This is a genomic window from Paenarthrobacter sp. Y-19 (assembly GCF_029223985.1).
GTDB lineage: Bacteria > Actinomycetota > Actinomycetes > Actinomycetales > Micrococcaceae > Arthrobacter > Arthrobacter nicotinovorans.
This window is the reverse complement of the sequence record NZ_CP119414.1, coordinates 2,703,204-2,724,051: the sequence shown is the minus strand read 5'-3', so window position 1 is coordinate 2,724,051 and position 20,848 is coordinate 2,703,204. Positions and strand designations below refer to the sequence as shown.

Here is a 20,848-nt window from a genome sequence, read left to right as displayed (position 1 = left end):
AGGAGCTAGTGGGTCAGTAGCTTGGACAGGAAGTCCTTGGCGCGGTCGCTCTTCGGGTTGGTGAAGAACTCCTCAGGGGTTGCGTCTTCCACGATCTGGCCGTCGGCCATGAACACCACACGGTCGGCAGCCTTGCGGGCAAAGCCCATCTCGTGGGTCACCACGATCATGGTCATGCCTTCCTTGGCCAGTTGGATCATGACGTCCAGGACTTCATTGATCATTTCGGGGTCCAACGCGGACGTCGGCTCGTCGAACAGCATCACCTTGGGCTTCATGGCAAGGGCGCGGGCTATGGCCACACGCTGCTGCTGTCCGCCTGAAAGCTGTGCCGGCAGCTTCGGAGCCTGATGCCCGACACCTACACGCTCAAGGAGGGCCATGGCTTCCTTGTCCGCGGTGCCCTTGGCGACCTTCTTGACCTTGATCGGCCCAAGAGTGACGTTCTCAAGAATCGTCTTGTGGGCGAACAGGTTGAAGGACTGGAAAACCATTCCGACGTCGGCCCGCAGGTGGGCGAGGTCCTTGCCTTCTTCGGGAAGCTTCTTCCCGTCGATGGCGATATCGCCGTCGTCGATCGTTTCCAAACGGTTGATCGCACGGCACAGCGTGGACTTACCCGACCCGGAAGGTCCGATAACAACCACGACCTCGCCCTTCCGGACCTGGAGGTTGATGTCTTTCAGGACGTGCAATTGACCGTAGTGCTTGTTGACGCCGTTCAGGGAGACGAGGGCATCGCCGGACGCTTGAGTAGTCATACGAAGAATCTAGCGAACAAAGAAGCAAATATGACCACGGTCACGGCAAGTTCCTGAAGATCGTGACTGAACAGAAACCTCCTCCCCAGCCATATACCAGACTGCAATGCAAGCCGCGGGTCGCTGCGATGGAGCTGGCGTCCATAAGCGCTAGCCTTGGGCAATGAGCATCAGCCAGCACTCAATTCCCAACCCGGATGCCAACGGCCACGACAGGACCACCCACGTGCCCCTGCCTTCGGAGATTGCGCCCGCCAAGCACAAAGGCTCTCTGGAGCTTCGGCGCAAACAGGCGGATACGGGAATGTCGGACCAGCATTTGCTGGATACGAGCGGTGCCGGACAGTTCATCCATACCGATCCCTGGCGCGTTCTCCGGATCCAAAGCGAGTTCGTGGAAGGTTTCGGTGCCCTGGCCGACCTGGGCCCCGCAGTAAGTGTTTTTGGTTCCGCACGCACCAAGCCCGGGACCGAGTACTACGAGATGGCAGTGGATGTCGGGCGCAAACTTGCAGAGTCCGGGGTCGCAGTCATCACCGGCGGCGGTCCCGGTTCCATGGAGGCTGCGAACAAGGGCGCTGTCGAGGGCAACGGAGTCTCCGTAGGCCTGGGTATCGAGCTGCCGTTCGAACAGGGACTCAACCAGTGGGTGGACCTGGGGATCAACTTCAGGTACTTCTTCGCCCGGAAGACGATGTTCGTCAAATATGCGCAGGGCTTTGTGGTGCTGCCCGGCGGACTCGGAACCCTAGATGAACTCTTTGAAGCCATGGTCCTCGTCCAGACCCGCAAAGTGACCTCGTTCCCGATTGTCCTCCTGGGTGTTCGGTTCTGGGGACCCATGATCGAATGGATCCGGGAGACCTTGGTGGCAGAGGGCATGGTGTCCGAAAAGGACCTCGACTTGATCCAGTTGGTCGACGACCCGGCCGATGCCGTTCACCGGGTGCTTCACGGTGCCCCGCTTCCCACACCTACGGGCGAGCAGCGCCCCGAGTAGCAGCGTGTTTCTGGCACGATGGACACTGTGAGCTTTTTCCTGGTGTTTCTCGCGATTGTCCTGGTTGGTGCGGCGCTGTACCTCGGCGCCGGAATCGTCCGTGGGCGCACGATCGGTACGGGCCTCGATGATCCCGTTCCCAACCTGCCCCCGGTGCTGTTACCGGCCGAGGCGCGGCCGTCCGACGTCGACTCCTTGCGGTTCGCGCTGGGATTGCGCGGCTACCGAATGGACCAGGTGGACCAGGTCCTCGATGACCTTCGCGACCAGCTGCGGGCCAAGGACCTCGAAATCGAGAGGCTCAGCGCGCTCGTACGGGAGCGGCCCGGGGACGGCGATTCCGGCCGTACCGGGCAGTGACCGTCCAGACGCCGGCCCGGCACGGCGAAGGACCCGCTGCGAGGCTCTCCAGGGCCGCGGCGGATGCTGGGGCAAGGATGTCCGGTTGGCCCTGGTGGTTGCAGGTATCGCTGATCTTTGTGGCTGCCCGCCTGGTCAGTGCCTGCATCTTCATGGCGGCCGCGCTCCAGCAGGGAACCAACCCGTGGTTCCCACCGGCCCCCGACTACTGGAACTTCATCACGATCTGGGACGGACGCTGGTACCAACGGGCTGCCGATGACGGCTATCCCTCGGTCCTGCCGGTAGATGCCAACGGGGTAGTCAAGGAGAACGCCTGGGCGTTCTACGCTCTTTTCCCGCTCCTGGGACGAGGCCTCTCCGCCATGACCGGCCTTGGCACGCTCCAGGCCCTGACGGTTATCGCGATGGCTTCGGGGCTGGGCGCTGCCCTGGTGATCTTCAAGCTCTTCCGTGAATTCGCAGGGAAGCGCACGGCTTTGTGGGGCGTTGTTTTCGTCTCTACCTTCCCGGTGTCGCCTATTCTGCAAGTGCCCTATGCGGAATCGTTGAATCTGCTGCTGCTAGCGGCTTCATTGCTGCTGGTGGTCAGGCGCCGCTATCTGACAGCGATTCCCGTGGTCCTTCTGATGTGCCTGTCCAGGCCGACGGGCGTGCCCTTTGCCGCCACGGTGGGGTTGCTCCTGCTGTGGCGTTTGTGGGAGCGGTTCAGGCGGCCATCGACAGACACTGCTTCCTCCACGCGCAGCCTGGTTTCCCTGGCAGCGTTGGTGGTGGCAACGGGGATAGGCGCCCTCGCGTGGCCGGCCATAGCCTGGGCGGCGACCGGCGACCCGGCAGCCTATACGCGGACGGAAACGGCATGGCGGGGACACGATCTTGTGCCTTTCAAGCCGTGGTTCGACACCGGCCGGATGCTGTTCGGTCCCGTGCTTGGGGTCCTGGCGCCCTTTATTTTCGCCGGTCTGTTTGTGCTGGTCATGATGTCCGCTCCGGTGCGGGCGCTGGGGACGGAACTGCGGCTATGGTGTGCCTGCTACATGGGCTACCTCCTGGTCTTCCTGCACCCACAGACCAGCACCTTCCGGATGCTCCTGCCACTGTTCCCCCTGGCCCTGGCGGCAGCTGCGCTGTCAAAGTCGAAGGCATACCGGGGGACGGCAGTGGTGATGTTCGTCCTCCTCCAAATTGTCTGGGTGGTGTGGCTGTGGGCTTGGGCCCCGCTGCCCGGAGGAGGCGACTATCCGCCCTGACGTGGACCTTTGCCCGCGAACGCGAATATGTACAAAGCCCGGACAAATAGGCCGTTGATTTCGCTACGGGCGGGTAAGTACGGGATAATGGACCAAGAGCAAGGACAAAGCACCTAACAGTGCCCGGCCATGGCGGCCTCCCAAGCGGTGCCGCCGGCTGCAATTGCGACGCGGATCCAGCCCGGCCGGGTTGGGCGTGACTTGGGACAAATGGAGGGGATTTTCCTAATGGCGGCTATGAAACCACGGACTGGCGACGGCCCTATGGAAGTTACCAAAGAGGGACGCAGCCTCATCATGCGTGTGCCGCTCGAAGGTGGCGGACGGCTTGTGGTTGAGCTCAATGCCGCCGAAGCGGAAAACCTCAAGGAATGCCTCGTAGGTGTGACCGAATAGAGTTGCGAAGCAGGGCCCGGCGTGAGCTGGAGCCCTGCTTTTGTTTAACCTGTGGGCGGGCCCGGTCACCTTGCGGGGTGCCGGCGCCTCACAAGCGTCTACTTCTTGACGGCCACCAGAAGGCCATCGCCGGTGGGCAGCATCGCCGAAGCCAGCCGTTCGTCGTCGCGGATTGCCTTGCCGATCTGGCGCAGGACCACGGTAGTGGCGTCCCGCGCAGCCGGATTGGAGACGCGGTCTTTATCGAGGGCGTCGTTGATGACAAGCGTGCCACCGGATTTGAGCAAGCGGATCGCCTGCTCCACATATTTGGGAAAGTTCGGCTTGTCGGCGTCGATGAACACGAGGTCGTACGCTGAGTCGGTCAACCGCGGCAGGACATCCGCGGCACGTCCGGAGATGGTACGGGTGCGGTTGGCCGGGCTGCCGGACTCAAGGAACGCTTCCCTGGCGGCCTTGAGGTGTTCGACGTCAACGTCGATGGTGGTCAGGACGGCCTGGGGGCTCAGGCCACGCAGCAGGCAGACGCCGGACACTCCGGCTCCCGAGCCAACCTCCACCACTGTCTGCGCCTTGGAGGCCGCAGCGAGCACCGTCAGTACGGCGCCGACACCGGGACTGACGGGAGTTACCCCCAACTCGAAGGAACGCTCACGGGCGCGCAACATGACGTCATCCTCAGCCGGCAGATCTTCTGCGTAGGACCAGCTGCTTGACTTGTCGGCACTCATGAAGGGATTCGCTTTCCGCGGGTAGGGGTGTTTGTACCAGACTACTGTGTCTGCCCCCGCTGGACCGCCGTTGCCAAGCGCCCCGTCGCTGTGTCCGCCCATGTTTTCAGCCTTGCGGGAAAAACTATGTCCAGTCAGGAAATTCCCAGACAAACTTGGGATGATATTGCTCCGGTCATCCAAGAGGTGGGCGGCACCGAATAATCGGTGAACCACAGTTTGAGGGGAGTGGACGATGCCGGCATCCAATGCTGCGCCAGTCCTGACATCGGAGGGCCTCGAGGCAGCCACTGACTGGGTCATGCCCAGCTGGGAGGAAGTGGTTTCCAACCACTCCGCCAAGGTGTACCGCCTTGCCTACCGCCTGACCGGCAACAAGTTCGACGCCGAAGACCTCACCCAGGAGGTCTTCGTGAGGGTCTTCCGCTCGCTCGAAAACTTCAAGCCCGGAACACTGGATGGTTGGCTGCACCGCATCACCACCAACCTGTTCCTTGACCAGGCCCGCCGCAAGAGCCGGATCCGCTTCGACGCGCTTGCCGAGGACGCGGAATCACGGCTGCCCGGACGTGAGCCGGGCCCCGAACAGAGCTTCGAACACAACAACCTCGACCTCGACGTCCAGCGGGCACTGGAGGAACTCCCGCCCGACTTCCGCGCCGCCGTCGTGCTGTGCGATCTTGAAGGTCTTTCCTATGACGAGGTCGCAGAAGCCTTGGGCGTGAAGCTTGGCACCGTGAGGTCCCGTATCCACCGTGGCCGCACCATGCTTCGGGAGAAACTGGCCCACCGGGACCCCCGTCCGGCCGAGGCCCGGAAGCCGCGCCTGAAGATGCCCCGCATCGCAAGTATCCTCTAGGTTGTCGATGCCCCGACGTCCTCATCGCCCGGGAGCCTCGTACCGGCGAAAGTTGGCTTCGCTGCGCCATTCCCGGAGCCCGGAGCATGTGCAGGAATGTGCGAAGTGCCGTGCCATGCTGCGCCAGGAACGGCAGTACATTGAACGCCTCCGTGATGCTGCTGTGCCTGAGGCCAGCCATGACCTCGCAGCGAGGTTGATCCAGCACACCGAACGGCTCGCAAACCATCCCGGGCAGACCTTGGACTCAACCCCGCCGGTGAATGGAATCCGTCGGGGTCTCAGGATCACGGCCATTGCTGCCGGCACCTTGACGGTCTCCGCTGCAGCCTTGGCCGCCTCGGCCTTCGTCGTGGCTGGGGACGAGCAGCCGCAGGCCTTTGTGGAAACCAACGACGCCGGCGTACTCGCCGGGGCGTGGACGGGCGGCCAAATGGAGTCCGCCGTAGCGCCGGCATTCCGGGCCGGGAGCACAGTTACCCTCAGTTCCGCCCAACTGGATGCCCTCAGGGGGGAAGGTTGGGCATGTCCTGAGCTGGCCGGAATGGGCTTCAGCGTCGTTTCCGCGCAGGCCACCATGGTCAACGGCCATCCGGCCGTGGAGATCAGGCTGGAGCACAACGGTCATTTCGCCACGATTGTGGAGGAGCACCGGCCCGCGGGGCAGGATCCGCAGGCACAGTCGACGACGGCGCAGCTCTCGGTCACGCAAGGAACTCCATGGAAAGCCGTCTACTCCACGCAGGCAGCAGTGATCAGCTATGCTTCCGACCTTCCGGCAGAGAGTGCTGATGACGCTGTCCCGGAGATAGTCCGGGCCGGTGATTCCGTGTCGGAGGCTCCCCGTTTAAGGGGCTCGGAGACTTGGTACCCCAGGCTGCTTCGCGGTCTTCAGACCCTTCTTCGCCCCGCTGGTTTATGAGCGGCACCACAGACAAGGTAATCTTCGTAGCGTGCTTGGAATCAACGGCCCGGAGTTCATACTCCTTCTGATTATCGGCGTACTCGTCATCGGTCCCAGCCGTTTGCCCGAATACACTCAAAAGCTGGCCAATCTGGTCAAAGAAGTGCGGCGGATGGCTTCCGGCGCCCGCGAGCAGATCAAAGAAGAAGTCGGCATCGACATCGATGAAGTCGACTGGAAGAAGTACGATCCCCGTCAGTACGATCCCCGGCGCATCATCAAGGATGCCCTGCTGGACGATGACACCAAACCGGTCAGCGCCGGAGGACCGGCAGCCGCGGCCACCGCTGCTTCCGCTATTGCCGAAGAGGCCAAGCCCAAGGCTCCTGTAAGGGTCATCGAGAGGCTCGCCGAAGGCGAAGCCGCTCCTTTCGACACTGAGGCAACCTAAGGCAGTAGCCTGCCCCGCTTCCCGTGGGCCACTGTGGTGATGCGTGCTGCCCACAGATCCTAGCGGGGCTCGATTCCCAACGACATGCCCGACAACCCGCGTGGCCGGGAGGCCAGGGCCGCGGCAATTCCTTCCATGGCCTTGGCAGCGGCAGTATCGGGCGCTGCCAGGACGACGGGCTTCCCTGCGTCCCCACCCTCGCGCAAACGGATATCCAACGGTATCTGCCCTAGCAAGGGAACGTCGTGGCCTACGGCTGCGCTCAATCTCTCAGCCAGGATGGCGCCTCCGCCGCTTCCAAACAGTTCCATGCGACCGCCGTCGGGCATTTCCAGGAATGACATGTTTTCGATGACGCCGGCCACTTTCTGTCCGGTCTGCGTGGCGATGGTTCCGGCGCGTTCGGCGACATCGGCTGCCGCTGCCTGGGGCGTGGTGACCACCAGGATCTCCGCGTTCGGCAGCAGCTGTGCCACAGAGATTGCGATATCGCCCGTGCCCGGAGGCAAATCGAGGAAGAGTGCATCGAGATCGCCGAAGTACACGTCGGTGAGGAACTGTTCCAGGGCGCGGTGCAGCATGGGACCACGCCAGGCCACAGGCTGGTTGCCTTCGACGAACATGCCGATCGAGATGACCTTCACGCCGTAGGCCACGGGAGGCAGGATCATGTCATCCACCTGTGTGGGCTTCTGGGTGATACCCATCAGGGCCGGCACAGAGAAGCCATGGACGTCTGCGTCCACAACTCCCACCCGGAGGCCCTGGGCCGCCAGGGCACAGGCAAGATTGACGGTGACGGAGGACTTGCCCACCCCGCCTTTTCCACTTGCCACGGCGTACACCTTGGTCAACGAACCCGGTTTGGCGAACGGAATGCCGCGCTGGCCACCCGGGCCGCGGAGCTTTTCCTTGAGGGCTTCACGCTGGGCCGGAGTCATGACTTTCAGTTCCACGTCTACGCCGGTAACACCATCCACCCCCATCAGGGCGTCGGTCGCGTCCTGGGTGATGGTTTCGCGCAGCGGGCATCCGGCAATCGTCAGCAGGACGGCAACATGGACCATCCCGTCGTCGTCGGAAGAGACTGATTCCAGCATTCCCAGTTCCGTGATGGGGCGCCGGAGCTCGGGATCAATAACCGTTGCCAGGGCAGCGTGCAGCGCCTCGGCAGTTGCGGTGCTCATAACGTTCAGGCCCGGCTTTCAGGGGTGTCTGGGGATGGCTTGGCGGTGGAATGCTGGGGTCCGGCGGCCCGCGGAGGCCGTACCTTGGGGATCTGCTGGGTGCGGGGTCCACGGGACTTGTCCCGCTTCTCCTTCAGTTTCTCCTTGACCTTCTCCCCGGGTGACTCCGTGCCGTCGGCGGAGGCTTCGCTTTCGCGGAGTTCTTCCTGGGCGTCGATGATGTCCTCAAGCAAGCTGCGGAGCTCGGCCCGGACGTAGTCGCGGGTGGCTACCTCGCGCAACGCGATGCGGAGTGAGGCAAGTTCCCTTGTGAGGTACTCGGTGTCGGAGAGGTTCCGTTCAGCGCGCTGGCGGTCCTGCTGGAGCGAGACACGGTCGCGGTCATCCTGCCGGTTCTGGGCCAGCAGGAGCAGTGGTGCGGCATAGGAAGCCTGCAGCGACAACATCAGGGTCAGCAGGGTGAAGCCCAACTCCATGCGGTCGAATTGCCACTCCGTGGGCGCAAACGAGTTCCAAGCGAGCCAGAACACACAAAACACGGTCATGTACACCAGGAACGTTGGCGTACCCATGAATCGGGCAAAACCCTCTGTTGCATTGCCGAAGGCGTCAGGATTTGGGGAAAACTTGGGGAGGATCCGTTGACGGCCACTCAGTGGCGTATCCAGGCTGCTGCCCGGGCGTGCCGTGCCACGGGGGGATCGGGTGCCGTTGTTGTCAGCCAATGCGGCCTCCAAGTTTCCTTATCGGGGCATCGTCCTCGTGGGCGCGCCAATCATCCGGTAACAAGTGATCCAGCACGTCATCAACAGTCACCGCCCCCACGAGGCGGCCGTCGTCGTCTACGACTGGAAGCGAATTCAGGTTGTACGTTGCCAGTGTCCGGGCGACCTCGCTGATGTGGGCCTGGTCCGAAAGAGGTTCCAGGTTCTTGTCCACGAGGTTGCCCAGGGGCTCCGGCGGGGGGAACCGCAGCAGTTGCTGTATATGCACCACACCGAGGAACCGTCCGGTGGGCGTCTCCAGGGGCGGGCGTGCAATGAAAATGGAGGAGGCCAGCGCCGGCGACAGTTCCTCGCGGCGGACGTGCGCAAGGGCTTCGGCCACGGTGGCTTCCGGGGGGAGGATGACCGGAACAGGAGTCATCAAACCACCGGCGGTGTCTTCGTCGTATTCCAGGAGGCGGCGCACGTCTTCGGCTTCCTGGGGTTCCATCAGCTGCAGCAGCTCTTCTGCTTGGGCGGAAGGGAGCTCGGCAAGGAGGTCGGCGGCGTCGTCCGGGTCCATCTCTTCAAGGACGTCGGCCGCCCGCTCCACGTCCAGCGCAGAGAGGATGGTGACCTGGTCGTCTTCCGGGAGCTCCTGGAGGACGTCGGCGAGCCGCTCGTCCTGAAGTTCACTGGCCACTTCAAAACGCCGCTTATCGCTCATTTCCTGCAGGGCTTCGGCGAAGTCAGCAGGTTTGAGGTCTTCGTGCGTGGCGACGAACTGGGTGGCGGCCTGGGGTTCGTTGTGGCCCCCGGTTTGGGCGTCGGCCCAATCGATGATCAGGGTCTCGTTCCGGCGGAGCCTGCTCAACGGCGAGAGCGAGTGACCCCGGCGTACGAACAGCTTGCTCACGAACCAGTCCTTGGAGCGGTGCTGGTCCATGGCGATGTCTTCAATGGTGGCGTCGCCACTGCCATCGGCCAGCGTCACCCTGCGGTCGAACATCTCGGCCACCACGAGTGTTTCGGCACCACGCTGCTCGAAGCGCCGCAGGTTCACCAGCCCGGTGCAGATGATCTGGGTCTGGTCGATGGAGGTAATGCGCGTCATGGGGACGAAGACCCGCTTCTTGCCGGGAACCTCGACGACGATGCCGACGACGTGGGGCGCGCCGCGGGTCCCGCGGGAGAGCACCACGACGTCCCGCAACCGGCCCAGACGATCGCCCAGGGGGTCGAAGACGTCCAAGCCCAGAAGGCGCGCCACGAAGACGCGAGAAGGATGTGTGCTCATGTTTACAGGCTACCGAGTCTGCTCTCTTTTAGCTGAATTCCAGCCGCTTCACATGTCCATGGGACACAATGGGGCTATGTCTAACATTTTTGGTGCCCCCAAAGCCATTGAGGAATCCCGCAGCGTCCCCCAAGGCGACACCGTGGGTTCATATACCTCTTATTTGGATGCCCAGAAGGCGGTGGACTACCTTGCGGACCAGCAGTTCCCGGTTCAGCTGGTGTCGATCGTGGGCAACGACCTCAAAATGGTGGAGCGGGTGACCGGTCGCCTGAGCTACCCGAGGGTGGCGTTGTCCGGTGCGCTGAGCGGAATGTGGTTCGGCCTGTTCGTTGGCGTCATGCTCTCCTTCTTCACTCCTGCCGGTGGTCCGTTCTCCATCATTACCTCAGTGCTGATGGGTGCGGCCTTCTTCATGTTGTTCGGCATCGTCACCTATGCCATGCAGCGCGGCAAGCGGGACTTCACCTCCACCAGCCAGGTGGTGGCCACGAACTATGACGTCATTGTGGCCCAGGAGGCAGCCCACGAGGCACGCCGCTTGCTTCAGCAGCTCCCCATGAATCCGTCACAGGCCGCCACCGCCCAGACCAGCAACTACACCCCGCAGAATCCTCCGTTCCAGCAGCCGGGCCAAGCCCCGGAGCGCCCCTCCACGTGGAACGACCCCTACGGCCAGCGCGGTCCTGACGCAGCTCAGCCTGCAGCCCAGGGTCAGCCCGGGAACCCGGAAGGGACACCCGCAGGTCCTGCCCCTGCTGCGCAGAACCCGAAGCCGGCAGCTGTCCGCTATCCGGATCTGCCCGATGGCCGTCCGCAGTACGGCGTCAGGGTCACCGAGGGACAGAACGATGCACCCCGGGACGACTCGCAGCAGTCGGGCCACGAAGGCTCCACCAAGGAGTAGTCACTGACAGGGCACTGAACAACAGGGCACTGAACAACAGGGCACCTACAAACAGGGAAGGCCACCGGATCACCGGTGGCCTTCCCTGTCTGTTTCGTCTTGGAAGGGCTTTAGCCCTGCGCGTCCTGATAGATGCCCGCCATCCAGGATTCGACATCGTCAGCCTTGCGCGGCAGTGCGGCGCTGAGGTTGACGGGGCCGTCGGCGGTCATCAGGATGTCGTCTTCGATCCGGACACCAATCCCGCGGTATTCCGGCGGGATGGCCAGGTCCTCTTCCTTGAAGTAAAGGCCCGGTTCGATGGTGAAGACCATTCCCTCAGTGAGGACGCCATCGAGGTAGAGCTCCCTCTTTGCCTGGGCGCAGTCGTGGACGTCCAGGCCCAGGTGGTGGCTGGTGCCGTGCGGCATCCAGCGTCGGTGCTGCTGGCCTTCGGGGCTGATGGCTTCCTCGACGGATACGGGCAGCAGGCCCCATTCGGCCAGGCGCTCGGCCAGGACGGTGGTGGCCGCGGTGTGGATGTCGCGGAACTTCACGCCGGGCTGCGCGGCTGCGAAGCCGGCGTCGGCGGCATCGAGCACTGCTTCGTAGACTTTGCGCTGGACATCGGTGAAGGTGCCGGTGGCCGGCATCGTCCGGGTGACATCCGCGGTGTACAGCGAATCAGCTTCCACGCCTGCGTCGAGGAGAAGGAGCTCGCCGGCGTTCACGGTCCCCGAATTGCGGGTCCAGTGCAGCACCGTGGCGTTGTTGCCGGACGCGGCAATGGTGTCGTAACCGAGTTCGTTGCCTTCTTCGCGGGCACGGGCGAAGAAAGCACCTTCAACAACGCGCTCGCCGCGCTTGTGCGTGAGGGCGCGGGGAAGTGCGCGGACGACGTCGGCGAAGCCTTCGACGGTGGCTGCCACCGCGATCTTCATCTGCTCGATTTCCCACTCGTCCTTGATGAGGCGCAGCTCGGAGAGGGCTTCGCTGAGCTTCTCGTCCAAGGCATCCAGTTCGCCGAGGTCCAGGTTTTCGGGATCCTTCGCCGTGTTGTAACGGGCAGTATCCACCAGGGCGTCGATGTTCTCGTCCACCTTGCGGACGAGGCGGATGGAGATACCGCCGATTTCCGGGGCGCCCACGTTCTTGGTGATGGCCATTTCGAGTTCGGCGATGTGTGCCGTGGGAAGGCCCAGGCGTGCTTCGAACTCGGCAAGCGTCGGGCGGGCACCGATCCAGAACTCACCGGCCCGGGAGTCGGCGTAGAACTGTTCGGTGTCGCGGCCCGCCAACGGACGGAAGTAGAGCGTGGCAGTGTGGTGACCGCCGTCGTCGCCCTTTCCTTCGGCTACCGGCTCAAGGATGAGGACGGCGTCGGGCTCGTGGTCCACGCCCAGGCCGGTCAGGTGCGCGAAACCGGAGTGGGGGCGGAAGCGGTAGTCGCAGTCATTCGAGCGGACCTTCAGCGGTCCGGCCGGGATGACAAGCCGTTCGCCTTTGAACAGTTCGGAGATGGTACGACGGCGGCGTGCAGCGTGGTCTGCAACGGCGTCCCGCGCAGGGGTCACCTGCGGGGCGGGCGCCCAGTTGCTGGCCATGAATGCCTTGAAGGCATCGGACGTGGGCCGCTGTGAGCGGTTGTTGACGCGCTCCTGCAGCGGCTGGGAATTTGTGGAGTCCATGTTTTGGGTGTTTTCGGCATCGTTCACCGTTACATCGTCCCACCAGTTCCTTGAGGAGGCCAACGGCGCAACACTCCAAGCGGCCCCGCATCCCATAGGCTGGGAAAGTGAGGATAGACCTGCATGCGCACTCCAATGTTTCCGACGGAACCGAGACACCGGCCGGCGTGATCGTTTCCGCCGTGGCCGCCGGTCTCGACGCCGTAGCCCTGACGGACCACGACTCAACGGACGGGTGGGAATCTGCGTCGGCCGCTGCCAGGGAACATGGCGTTGCGTTCGTTCCCGGCATGGAGATTTCCTGCCGGACCGAGGAAGGGATCAGCGTCCACCTCCTCAGCTACCTTCACGACCCCGCGCACGAGGGACTGCTCGAGGAAATTACGAAGTCCAAGGATGCCCGGCTGACCCGGGCCGAACATATGGTGACGTTGTTGTCCGAGGATTACCCGCTGACGTGGGACGACGTCATCCACCACGTGGCGCCGGGCGCGACTGTCGGTCGCCCGCACATCGCTGATGCCCTGGTGGCGGCGGGAGTTGTTGCGGATCGGACGGAGGCCTTCACCTCCATCCTCACGTCTCATTCGCGCTACTTCGTGCAGCACTATGCACCCAACCCGGCCCTCGCCGTCGAGCTTGTCCGGGCGGCAGGCGGTGTTCCTGTCTTCGCGCATCCCGTGGCCTCGTCGAGGGGGCGCATCGTGGGGGAGCGGACCTACCGGGACATGATCGACGCCGGATTGCTGGGACTTGAAGTGGAGCATCGGGACAACCCTGAGGAGGGTCGGGCGTTCCTGCGCGGCCTCGCCGCAGAGCACGGGCTGTTGATGACCGGATCCTCGGACTACCACGGAGCGGGCAAACCGAACTTGCTGGGGGAGAATACGACGTCGCCGGAGGTCTTGGCGCGGATAGAGGAGTTGGCATCAGGCACCACGGTGGTTCGGTGAAGGGGGCCCGCTGATGGACCTGCAGTTGCTCGCCTCCGTGATCGTCACCCTGTTCGTGATCATGGATCCGCCGGGAACCGTGCCGATTTTCATGTCGTTGACGGCCCGGCTTTCCGCGAAGGACCGCAATCGTTCGGCATTCCAAGCACTTCTGGTAGCCACGGGCGTGATCGTGGTGTTCGCGATCTTCGGCCAGTCCATCCTGAACTACATGCACATCTCACTGGCAGCACTGCAGGGTGCCGGTGGCCTGCTCCTGGTGCTCATAGCCCTGCAGTTGCTGACAGGCTCCACCAGCGGGGAAGAGAATGCTGCCAAATACAAGAACGTGGCTTTCGTGCCGCTGGGAACGCCGCTCATGGCCGGCCCGGGCGCGATTGTCGCCGTGATGGTGTTCGTTCAGCAGTCCAGCCAGCTGTCGGAGTATCTGGCTGTTGGGCTGGGCATCGCAGTGGTTTTGGCCTCGTTGTATCTGGCCATGCGGTTCGCGGGCGTGGTGCAGCGGGTGCTGGGCGAGAACGGGGTTGAGCTGGTGACCAGGATCGCCGGTCTGTTGCTTTCAGCCATCGCTGTGCAGATGATCGCCGACTCCGTGACGGCATTCGTGAAAGGTGTGGCCTGAGAATCCCTCAGGACAACCAGCCTATAGGCCGGGCCTAGAGGCCGGTTGGCAGCAGCTCGTGGAATCCGGCTTTGCTGCCCAGGCGTTTCCGCATGACCTCGATGGCCTGTTCGTTCTGGTCCACGCACACAAAGTTGCGGCCCAGCTTCGCAGCTACTGCACCCAGGGTCCCGGAACCTGCGAAGAAATCAAGGCACCAGTCGCCTTGGCGGCTCGATGCGGAGACGATCCTGCGCACCAGCCCTTCGGGCTTTTGGGTGGGGTAGCCGGTCTTTTCGCGGCCGGTGGGGGAGACAATGGTGTGCCACCACACGTCCGTCGGCAATTTGCCGCGTTCGCGTTTGGCGGGAGTGACCAGACCCGGTGCCATGTACGGTTCCCGGTCCACTTCTGCGTTGTCGAAGTGGTACTTGGCAGGGTTCTTTACGTACACCAGGATGTTGTCGTGCTTGGTGGGCCAGCGGTTCTTGGCGCGGGCACCGTAATCGTAGGCCCAGATGATCTCGTTGAGGAAGCATTCCCGGCCGAAGATGGCGTCGAGCATCACCTTGGCGTAGTGCACTTCCCGGTAGTCCAAATGCAGGTACAAAGTGCCGTCATCTGCCAGGAGACGCCAGGCTTCCACGAGTTTGGGTTCCAGGAAGGACCAATAATCGCTGAACGCGTCGTCGTAGCTGTGGAGGGCGCCCTTGATGGTGTCATACGAACGGCCCTTGAAGCCGACGCGGTCGCCGTCGCCGTCGGCGTTGCGGACCATGCGGGTTTCCTGCCGCCGCTGGACCCGGCCCGTGTTGAAGGGCGGATCCACGTAAATGAGTGTGAAGGCGCCGTCCGGCAGCGTTGGAAGGAATTCCGCGTTGTCCGCGTGCACCACCATGTTGCCGCCGTCCGGCGCCCAAACAGTTTCAGTCATCGACGGTTTTAGGCCTCGGTGTTGCCTGGCTGGGCAGCAGCCGTCTCGCCGGACACCACTTCGCCGTTGCGGCGGCGCGTGCGGGTGCGGCGAGTGCGGGCAGGCTTATCGGCGTTGTCTGCGGGGGCGTTGCGCGAGTCTGCCGCGCCGGAGGCCGGAGCTGCGTCGCCTTCAGAGGTACGACGACGACGGGTGCGGTTGCTTCCGCCCTCGCCACGGGATTCGCTGGAGCCACGGGATTCGCTGGAGCCGCCGGACTTACCGGAGCGGCCGCGGCCGCCGTCGCGCTTTCCGTCACGTCCGCCGTCGCGGCCGGAACCGCCCGAACGTGCGTTCTTCTTGCCGGTCTCGCCCAGGTCTTCAAGGACCTCGGCGTCAACGCCTGCCAGGACGCGCTTGTTGCGGGGCAAACGGCCCTTGGTGCCCTCGGGGATGTCGAGGTCACTGTAGAGGTGCGGTGACGACGAGTAGGTCTCAACCGGCTCCGGAACACTGAGTCCCAGGGCCTTGTTGATCAGGCCCCAGCGCGGCATGTCGTCCCAGTCCACGAACGTGACGGCGGTGCCCTTGTTGCCGGCGCGGCCGGTACGGCCCACGCGGTGCAGGTAGATCTTTTCGTCTTCGACGCACTGGTAGTTGATCACGTGCGTAACGTCGTCGACGTCGATGCCGCGGGCCGCGACGTCGGTGGCGACGAGGACGTCCACCTTGTTGTTGCGGAACGCACGCAGAGCCTGCTCGCGTGCACCTTGGCCGAGGTCGCCGTGGATGGCGGCGGCAGCGAAGCCGCGGTCAACCAGTTCCTCGGCAACCTTCGCTGCCGTGCGCTTGGTCTTGGTGAAGATGATGGTCCTGCCGCGGCCGCGTGCCTGCAGGATGCGTGCCACTACCTCGGTCTTGTCCATGGCGTGAGCACGGTAGATGAGCTGGCGGATATCGCGCTTGGTCAAGCCCTCATCGTTCGGGTCGGCTGCCCGGATGTGGGTGGGCTGCGTCATGTACCGGCGGGCCATGGCGATAACCGGGCCGGGCATGGTGGCGGAGAAGAGCAGCGTCTGACGGACTGCGGGGGTGCCGGCGATCAGGGTCTCGACGTCCGGGAGGAAGCCCAGGTCCAGCATTTCGTCGGCTTCGTCGAGAATGACCATCTTGACGTTCTTGAGGCTCAGGTGCTTTTGCTTGTAGAGGTCGATCAGGCGCCCGGGCGTGCCCACGACGATTTCGACGCCCTTCTGCAGCGCATCGACCTGCGGCTCGTAGGCGCGTCCACCGTAAATGGTGGCGATACGGGCGTTCCGCTTGCGCGAGGCTGCCTGGAGGTCGTTGGCAACCTGTACGGCGAGTTCACGCGTGGGAACGATCACCAGGGCCTGGGGAGCGCCGGGAACAGCGAGCTTCTCAAAGCCTGCGTCGTCCCGGCCGACAACGCGCTGCAGGGCGGGGATACCGAAGCCCAGCGTCTTGCCGGTGCCGGTCTTTGCCTGGCCGATGATGTCGTGGCCGCTCAATGCGACCGGGAGGGTCATGGCCTGGATGGGGAAGGGGTGCGTGATACCGGCGTCGGCCAAGGACTCGACGATGTCGGCGCGGACGTTGAAGTCCGCAAACGACTTTTCCTCGATCTCGTGGGGCGTCTCATCCGAGATGATCGTTTCCTCGGGTTCGATGGATTCAGTTCCGGTGGAGTCCGTCAGGACTTCATGGGTGTGCAATTCACTCACAGGGAGTTTCCTTATTCATTTGGGCATTGGCGCTGCATGCTCAACGGGGGCGGCGGAGCCGTACCGGAGCAGAACGGGCGCGCAAGCAAGTCCAGTGGAAGCCGATCGCGGGCTATCTAAGTACTGGCACTGGTGACCAGTTGGTACATCTCAAGATCGCGTAGGGGCGGGCTTGTTGAGTTCAAAAATTAACTGAATCAACGACCGGGCATCCATTACTACAGGGCCAGTCTATCCTCTGGGAGCCATAAAGCCCGGATCGTCGCGTGATGCGCGTCAGTTCAGAAGCTCGAACCTGATTTCACGGCTGGCGATTTCCGCCCTGACGAGACGCACCCTGACCTTGGTGCCGGACTCAAGTTCGCCGTCACACCTTGCGGTGACGGCAGGTTCTGCGATCTGGACGATACCGGACGGTCCACTGCCGTTTCCGTTGCCCTTGCCTGTGCCATTGCCGTTGTTGCTGTTTCCGTTGCCGTTCTGCGGCTTGGAACCGGAAATCACTACGGCGTCGAACTCCTGGCCTACGTGGTTGGCCACCAGTGCTGCTTCCACCGTGTCCAAGGCAGCGCGTTCAAGCCGTCCGGCCAATTGGTCGGACGCGCCCATGATCTCGGGCAAGGAGGGCAACGCCTCGCGGACCCAGCGCGGAATTTCCCTGTTGTTGCACAGGGCATCGCAGATCACCAGGACGAACCGGTCGATGAGCCGCCGCAGCGGAGCCGTGGTGTGGGCATAGGGCGCGCCGATGGCTGCCTGGATCACCGTCTCCGGCACTTCGCCGTCGAACGGGGTGTATCCGGCACCCCTGAACAACATCCCGGCGGAGTGCAGGATGGCGAGCTGCTTGGGATCGGAGGCGTCCAGGGTCCGAAGGTACTCTCCGTAGGTGACCTGGCCGTCCCACGGTTTGCCCAAGGCCACGGTTTGCCGCTTGAAGTGCTGCAAGGACCTCTCATCGGGGGCGGGCATGGTCCGCAGGATGCCGACTTTTCCGTCCAGCATGAGCCGGGCCGCGGCCATGCCCGTCATGAGGGAGATCTGCGCGTTCCAGTCCTCCACCGGCAGTGACGGTGCTGCAACGATCCTGTACCCGCCGCCGTCGGTCGCCTGGACGATTTCCTGCTCGGGCATGTTGAGGCTTGCCCCACCACGGAGTCTCTCAAGTTCGACCCGTTTCAGTCCGACTTCCTTGAGGAGCTGCAGTACGGGCGGTGCCGAGCCGTCGTCGATCTGTTGCTGGGCTCCTTTATAGCTGAGTTTGGCGCGGCTGCGGACCGTGGCACGGGCGACGGAAACATTGACCACTTCCGCGTTGGCATCGAGGTCGAAGTCCCAGACGAACGCACCGCAGTCCTGATCGGCGAGCAGGCTGCCTGCGTTTTCGCTGATGATCTCCGGGTGCAAGGGGATGCGGCCGTCCGGAGCGTAGAACGTCTGGCCGCGGTGCCGGGTTTCGGCATCCAGCGCCCCGCCGGGAGCCACGAAAGACGGCACGTCGGCGATCGCGTAGAGAACCTTGTACCCCTCGCCGGCGCGATCAATGAACAGGGCTTGGTCAAGGTCCGTTGACGTTGCGGGGTCGATGGTCAGGAAAGGGACGTGCTTGAGGTCGCGATCGGGCAGGCGGAGGGATTCGACGGCGTCCCGTGCCTCCCGGACGGCATCAACCGGATAGTCGCCGGGCAGCTCCAGCTCCGTCCGGAGGGCCGCGAAAGCCGCTGCGAGCTGGTCCGATGAGTCGTCGACGTTGGGCGCTATCCGATGATGTGACACGAAAATCAGGGTAGCCCGAAACCGGCAGATAGTCTTGGACGCTTCCGGCTCCAAGCGATGCTGTCAGTGCGGCGGATGGCCAGCTGTTGCTGGCCATTAGCTTCTTGGCGGCCCGGGGAGGCAGGCGGTGGGGCGGTCGACGGCAGCCATCAACACCCCCGTAGCCCATTTGGGCCTGTTACCGTCTAAGGTATAAAGACGGTAACAAGGAAGGGGCAAGCTATGAGCGATTGGTCGCTACCCGAGCGGTTCGACGTCGGCGACGGTACGGTGCGATGGAACTCGGTCGGCGAGGGCCCGGCTCTCGTTCTGATGCACGGCACACCCTTCTCGTCGTACATCTGGAGAGACATCGCCCCGGTGCTTGCTCGTGATCACCGGGTCTACGTCTGGGACATGCTCGGATTCGGACAGTCGACCCGCAACGCGCCGGACGTGAGCCTCCGGCAGCAGGCGACGATCTTCGTCGAACTCCTCGAGCACTGGGGGGTCTCAGCGCCTCGGGTCGTGGCGCACGACGTCGGCGGCGCGGTCGCGCTGCGGGCGACGCTCCTGCACGACGTGAACTTCGAGTCGCTCACGCTCATCGATGCCGCGACGGTGAGTGGGTGGGGCGCCGGCGGGTTCTTCCAAACCGTCCACCAGCACCCCGAGGCCTTCGAGGCGCTCCCCGACTGGGCTAGCGCTGCCCTGATCGACGCCAAGATCCGGTCCGGCAGTCACGTGGGTCTGCGTGCAGACGCCCTGGCTTCGTACACGGGCCAGTGGGCGGGTGCGGAAGGGGCACGGGCGTTCTACCGGCAGTACACCCAAGGCGGCGAGGAGAACACCGACGAGCTACAGGATCGACTCCGGCTGTTGGACATCCCGATCCACGTGGTCTGGGGCTCGGAAGATGCGTGGCTGGGTGTCGACTACGCCCATCGGCTCGTCACGGCGCTTCCGGATCACGCGCGGTTCTCGATCATCGAGGGAGCCGGGCACATGGTGCCGGAGGATCGGCCCGGCGAACTCCTCAGGCTGCTGAGCGCGTGAACGCCGTGCAGTCCGCCGTGCCCGAGGAGCTGCGTGTCGTCGTGGAGTTTTGCAACAGCGCCACACTGCTGCACGGCACCGACGCCCTGGCGACCATCCGTGACGGGCGGGAGTGGCTGGTCCGGCATGGATGGGACGGGGAGCCCACGCTCGAGCATCTCATCTCGTTGCGCGACGCCCGCGAGGTCATGCGCGCGTTCCTGGCCGACCGTACCGACACGGCAGCGCGATCCGCCCTGAACCAGCTCGCTCAGGAGCACTGGGCAGGCCCCCACGTCGACGACGACGGGCGGCTCGCGCTGACCCCGTCGGCCGCCCTGCCGGTCTCGCCGGCAGGAGCAGCGGTCGGGGCGCTCCTGCTCCACGGCTTGACCGGCTCGGGGCAGCGGCTCAGGACCTGCGCGTCGGAAGCGTGCAGGTGGGTGTTCTACGACAGTTCACGGTCCAGGACCCGGACCTGGTGCGACATGAACACGTGCGGGGCGCGGAGCAAGATGCGCCAGTACCGCGATCGGCTCACCTGAATCTGATCCGATCCGGTGGGTGGGCTGCGGCATCTGCAAGCCCCGACTCACCCTGTCGCCACAACCTGCCGATACCGCGACGGTCTGCGTGCCTGGGACTGTTGTTTGGAGAACCGTTACGCGGCGGCGTCCAGGGCTTCGAGCAGCGACTTGGCTGCCGCCGTCGGATCTTCCGCCTCGGTAATGGCGCGAACGACGACGATACGGCTGGCGCCCGCAGCGAGCACCTGCTCGACGTTGCCGAGATCGATTCCGCCGATCGCAAACCACGGCACCTCCACGGCGCCTCCGGTGGTCTCCTCCGCACGCTTGATCGCTTCCGCGGCATATGTGACCAGGCCGGTTCCCACCGCCTCACGGCCGGGTTTGGTGGGGGTCGCCCAGACGGGACCAACGCAGAAATAGTCCAGTCCAGGCTCGCACGGCGAAGCCGTGATCGCGGCATTTACCTGCTCAGGTGTATGGGTGGAGAGACCAATCGAAGCGGGGCGGGGAAGGAAGGTGCGGGCAATCTCCAGCGGGAGGTCCTTCTGGCCCACATGGAACACCGGAGCCCCGGAAACACTGGCAATATCCGCCCGGTCGTTGACCGCCCAGAGCCGCCCGTGCCGTTCTGCGACGCCACGCAGGATCGCCAGCAATTCCAATTCCTCGGCGGCTTCGATCGTCTTGTCACGGAGTTGGATGATGTCCACCCCGCCCTGGAACGCGGCGTCGGCAAAGTCTTCGAAATCGCCTTGGCGCTTGCGCGCATCAGTGCACAGGTAGAGGCGGGCGCTGGCGAGGGCAGAGTGCTGGGTCATGGAATCCACAGTAGTTCCTCTAAA

Annotated in this window: 22 protein-coding genes; 12 read left to right on the top strand and 10 right to left on the bottom strand. The window is 63.9% G+C overall.

Annotation, left to right across the window (positions count from 1 at the left end):
* Window positions 1-5: 5 nt before the first annotated feature.
* Complete coding sequence (locus PYR64_RS12735; protein WP_018776543.1) at window positions 6-761, bottom strand: amino acid ABC transporter ATP-binding protein; 756 nt, start codon at window positions 759-761, stop codon at window positions 6-8.
* A 163-nt stretch (window positions 762-924) separates the two neighbouring features.
* Between PYR64_RS12735 and PYR64_RS12730 the strand changes: the two genes are divergently transcribed.
* From PYR64_RS12730 to PYR64_RS12715, 4 genes are all read left to right on the top strand, one after another.
* Complete coding sequence (locus PYR64_RS12730) at window positions 925-1,761, top strand: TIGR00730 family Rossman fold protein (protein ID WP_018776542.1); 837 nt, start codon at window positions 925-927, stop codon at window positions 1,759-1,761.
* Window positions 1,762-1,779: 18 nt separating this feature from the next.
* A complete protein-coding gene (locus PYR64_RS12725) occupies window positions 1,780-2,121 on the top strand; it encodes a DivIVA domain-containing protein (RefSeq protein ID WP_018776541.1) in 342 nt (113 codons plus the stop codon).
* A 77-nt stretch (window positions 2,122-2,198) separates the two neighbouring features.
* Entirely contained in the window at window positions 2,199-3,374 is a 1,176-nt protein-coding gene (locus tag PYR64_RS12720; RefSeq protein WP_018776540.1) for a hypothetical protein, read from the top strand.
* Window positions 3,375-3,602: 228 nt separating this feature from the next.
* A complete protein-coding gene (locus PYR64_RS12715; RefSeq protein ID WP_064721643.1) occupies window positions 3,603-3,770 on the top strand; it encodes a DUF3117 domain-containing protein in 168 nt (55 codons plus the stop codon).
* A 98-nt stretch (window positions 3,771-3,868) separates the two neighbouring features.
* On the opposite strand, the gene PYR64_RS12710 is transcribed toward PYR64_RS12715, so the two are convergent.
* Window positions 3,869-4,501 (bottom strand): O-methyltransferase, encoded by a 633-nt coding sequence (locus PYR64_RS12710; protein WP_026266969.1) that lies wholly within the window; start codon window positions 4,499-4,501, stop codon window positions 3,869-3,871.
* 235 nt (window positions 4,502-4,736) lie between these two features.
* Between PYR64_RS12710 and sigE the strand changes: the two genes are divergently transcribed.
* From sigE to PYR64_RS12695, 3 genes are all read left to right on the top strand, one after another.
* Entirely contained in the window at window positions 4,737-5,360 is a 624-nt protein-coding gene (sigE, locus tag PYR64_RS12705) for an RNA polymerase sigma factor SigE (protein WP_018776537.1), read from the top strand.
* 115 nt (window positions 5,361-5,475) lie between these two features.
* Window positions 5,476-6,282: a hypothetical protein gene (locus tag PYR64_RS12700; RefSeq protein ID WP_275775535.1), complete on the top strand. Its 807-nt coding sequence runs from the start codon at window positions 5,476-5,478 to the stop codon at window positions 6,280-6,282.
* A 31-nt stretch (window positions 6,283-6,313) separates the two neighbouring features.
* Window positions 6,314-6,715, top strand: a complete 402-nt coding sequence (locus tag PYR64_RS12695) for a twin-arginine translocation protein subunit TatB (RefSeq protein WP_018776535.1) — start codon at window positions 6,314-6,316, stop codon at window positions 6,713-6,715.
* Between the two features lie 59 nt (window positions 6,716-6,774).
* On the opposite strand, the gene PYR64_RS12690 is transcribed toward PYR64_RS12695, so the two are convergent.
* The 3 genes from PYR64_RS12690 to PYR64_RS12680 are packed head-to-tail and all read right to left on the bottom strand — an operon-like array spanning window position 6,775 to window position 9,903.
* Entirely contained in the window at window positions 6,775-7,902 is a 1,128-nt protein-coding gene (locus tag PYR64_RS12690; RefSeq protein WP_275775533.1) for a P-loop NTPase, read from the bottom strand.
* A gap of 5 nt (window positions 7,903-7,907) precedes the next feature.
* Window positions 7,908-8,639, bottom strand: coding sequence for a DUF1003 domain-containing protein (locus PYR64_RS12685; RefSeq protein WP_018776533.1), 732 nt, complete (start codon window positions 8,637-8,639; stop codon window positions 7,908-7,910).
* Window positions 8,620-9,903, bottom strand: a complete 1,284-nt coding sequence (locus PYR64_RS12680; RefSeq protein WP_026266967.1) for a CBS domain-containing protein — start codon at window positions 9,901-9,903, stop codon at window positions 8,620-8,622. The genes PYR64_RS12685 and PYR64_RS12680 overlap by 20 nt, the downstream gene beginning before the upstream one ends.
* A 76-nt stretch (window positions 9,904-9,979) precedes the next feature.
* Here PYR64_RS12680 and PYR64_RS12675 point away from each other — a divergent pair, with 76 nt between their 5' ends.
* Window positions 9,980-10,810: a general stress protein gene (locus PYR64_RS12675; protein WP_018776531.1), complete on the top strand. Its 831-nt coding sequence runs from the start codon at window positions 9,980-9,982 to the stop codon at window positions 10,808-10,810.
* A gap of 110 nt (window positions 10,811-10,920) precedes the next feature.
* Here the strand turns inward: PYR64_RS12675 and PYR64_RS12670 are convergent, their stop codons facing one another.
* Complete coding sequence (locus PYR64_RS12670) at window positions 10,921-12,504, bottom strand: aminopeptidase P family protein (protein ID WP_275775530.1); 1,584 nt, start codon at window positions 12,502-12,504, stop codon at window positions 10,921-10,923.
* 80 nt (window positions 12,505-12,584) lie between these two features.
* On the opposite strand from PYR64_RS12670, the gene PYR64_RS12665 reads away from it, so the two are divergent.
* Both PYR64_RS12665 and PYR64_RS12660 read left to right on the top strand, forming a co-directional pair.
* Window positions 12,585-13,430 carry a PHP domain-containing protein gene (locus tag PYR64_RS12665; RefSeq protein ID WP_064721646.1) on the top strand — a complete coding sequence of 282 codons (846 nt, stop codon included), beginning with the start codon at window positions 12,585-12,587 and terminating at the stop codon, window positions 13,428-13,430.
* Between the two features lie 13 nt (window positions 13,431-13,443).
* Complete coding sequence (locus tag PYR64_RS12660) at window positions 13,444-14,052, top strand: MarC family protein (RefSeq protein ID WP_018776528.1); 609 nt, start codon at window positions 13,444-13,446, stop codon at window positions 14,050-14,052.
* A 34-nt stretch (window positions 14,053-14,086) separates the two neighbouring features.
* Here PYR64_RS12660 and PYR64_RS12655 read toward each other — a convergent pair whose 3' ends face one another.
* From PYR64_RS12655 to PYR64_RS12645, 3 genes are all read right to left on the bottom strand, one after another.
* Window positions 14,087-14,965, bottom strand: a complete 879-nt coding sequence (locus PYR64_RS12655) for a site-specific DNA-methyltransferase (RefSeq protein ID WP_055971844.1) — start codon at window positions 14,963-14,965, stop codon at window positions 14,087-14,089.
* 8 nt (window positions 14,966-14,973) lie between these two features.
* The gene (locus PYR64_RS12650) at window positions 14,974-16,686 is read right to left on the bottom strand and encodes a DEAD/DEAH box helicase (RefSeq protein WP_018776526.1); all 1,713 of its coding nucleotides are present in this window, start codon (window positions 16,684-16,686) and stop codon (window positions 14,974-14,976) included.
* A 276-nt stretch (window positions 16,687-16,962) separates the two neighbouring features.
* Window positions 16,963-18,462, bottom strand: coding sequence for an RNB domain-containing ribonuclease (locus PYR64_RS12645; RefSeq protein WP_020608507.1), 1,500 nt, complete (start codon window positions 18,460-18,462; stop codon window positions 16,963-16,965).
* Between the two features lie 222 nt (window positions 18,463-18,684).
* On the opposite strand from PYR64_RS12645, the gene PYR64_RS12640 reads away from it, so the two are divergent.
* Together PYR64_RS12640 and PYR64_RS12635 are read left to right on the top strand one after the other, a co-directional pair.
* Window positions 18,685-19,497, top strand: a complete 813-nt coding sequence (locus PYR64_RS12640) for an alpha/beta fold hydrolase (protein ID WP_275775527.1) — start codon at window positions 18,685-18,687, stop codon at window positions 19,495-19,497.
* 41 nt (window positions 19,498-19,538) lie between these two features.
* Entirely contained in the window at window positions 19,539-20,021 is a 483-nt protein-coding gene (locus tag PYR64_RS12635; protein WP_275775524.1) for a CGNR zinc finger domain-containing protein, read from the top strand.
* Between the two features lie 116 nt (window positions 20,022-20,137).
* On the opposite strand, the gene thiE is transcribed toward PYR64_RS12635, so the two are convergent.
* Window positions 20,138-20,824, bottom strand: coding sequence for a thiamine phosphate synthase (thiE, locus tag PYR64_RS12630; RefSeq protein ID WP_275775523.1), 687 nt, complete (start codon window positions 20,822-20,824; stop codon window positions 20,138-20,140).
* Window positions 20,825-20,848 lie beyond the last annotated feature (24 nt).

Bases quoted from the DNA above. Each gene is read 5' to 3' on its own strand.
- PYR64_RS12725 (WP_018776541.1), top strand. From the start codon at position 1,780: ATGGACACTGTGAGCTTTTTCCTGGTGTTTCTCGCGATTGTCCTGGTT.
- PYR64_RS12730 (WP_018776542.1), top strand. From the start codon at position 925: ATGAGCATCAGCCAGCACTCAATTCCCAACCCGGATGCCAACGGCCAC.
- PYR64_RS12700 (WP_275775535.1), top strand. From the start codon at position 5,476: ATGCTGCGCCAGGAACGGCAGTACATTGAACGCCTCCGTGATGCTGCT.
- sigE (WP_018776537.1), top strand. From the start codon at position 4,737: ATGCCGGCATCCAATGCTGCGCCAGTCCTGACATCGGAGGGCCTCGAG.
- PYR64_RS12720 (WP_018776540.1), top strand. From the start codon at position 2,199: ATGTCCGGTTGGCCCTGGTGGTTGCAGGTATCGCTGATCTTTGTGGCT.
- PYR64_RS12660 (WP_018776528.1), top strand. From the start codon at position 13,444: ATGGACCTGCAGTTGCTCGCCTCCGTGATCGTCACCCTGTTCGTGATC.
- PYR64_RS12715 (WP_064721643.1), top strand. From the start codon at position 3,603: ATGGCGGCTATGAAACCACGGACTGGCGACGGCCCTATGGAAGTTACC.
- PYR64_RS12655 (WP_055971844.1), bottom strand. From the start codon at position 14,965: ATGACTGAAACTGTTTGGGCGCCGGACGGCGGCAACATGGTGGTGCAC.
- PYR64_RS12735 (WP_018776543.1), bottom strand. From the start codon at position 761: ATGACTACTCAAGCGTCCGGCGATGCCCTCGTCTCCCTGAACGGCGTC.
- PYR64_RS12640 (WP_275775527.1), top strand. From the start codon at position 18,685: ATGAGCGATTGGTCGCTACCCGAGCGGTTCGACGTCGGCGACGGTACG.
- PYR64_RS12710 (WP_026266969.1), bottom strand. From the start codon at position 4,501: ATGAGTGCCGACAAGTCAAGCAGCTGGTCCTACGCAGAAGATCTGCCG.
- PYR64_RS12680 (WP_026266967.1), bottom strand. From the start codon at position 9,903: ATGAGCACACATCCTTCTCGCGTCTTCGTGGCGCGCCTTCTGGGCTTG.
- PYR64_RS12690 (WP_275775533.1), bottom strand. From the start codon at position 7,902: ATGAGCACCGCAACTGCCGAGGCGCTGCACGCTGCCCTGGCAACGGTT.
- thiE (WP_275775523.1), bottom strand. From the start codon at position 20,824: ATGACCCAGCACTCTGCCCTCGCCAGCGCCCGCCTCTACCTGTGCACT.
- PYR64_RS12675 (WP_018776531.1), top strand. From the start codon at position 9,980: ATGTCTAACATTTTTGGTGCCCCCAAAGCCATTGAGGAATCCCGCAGC.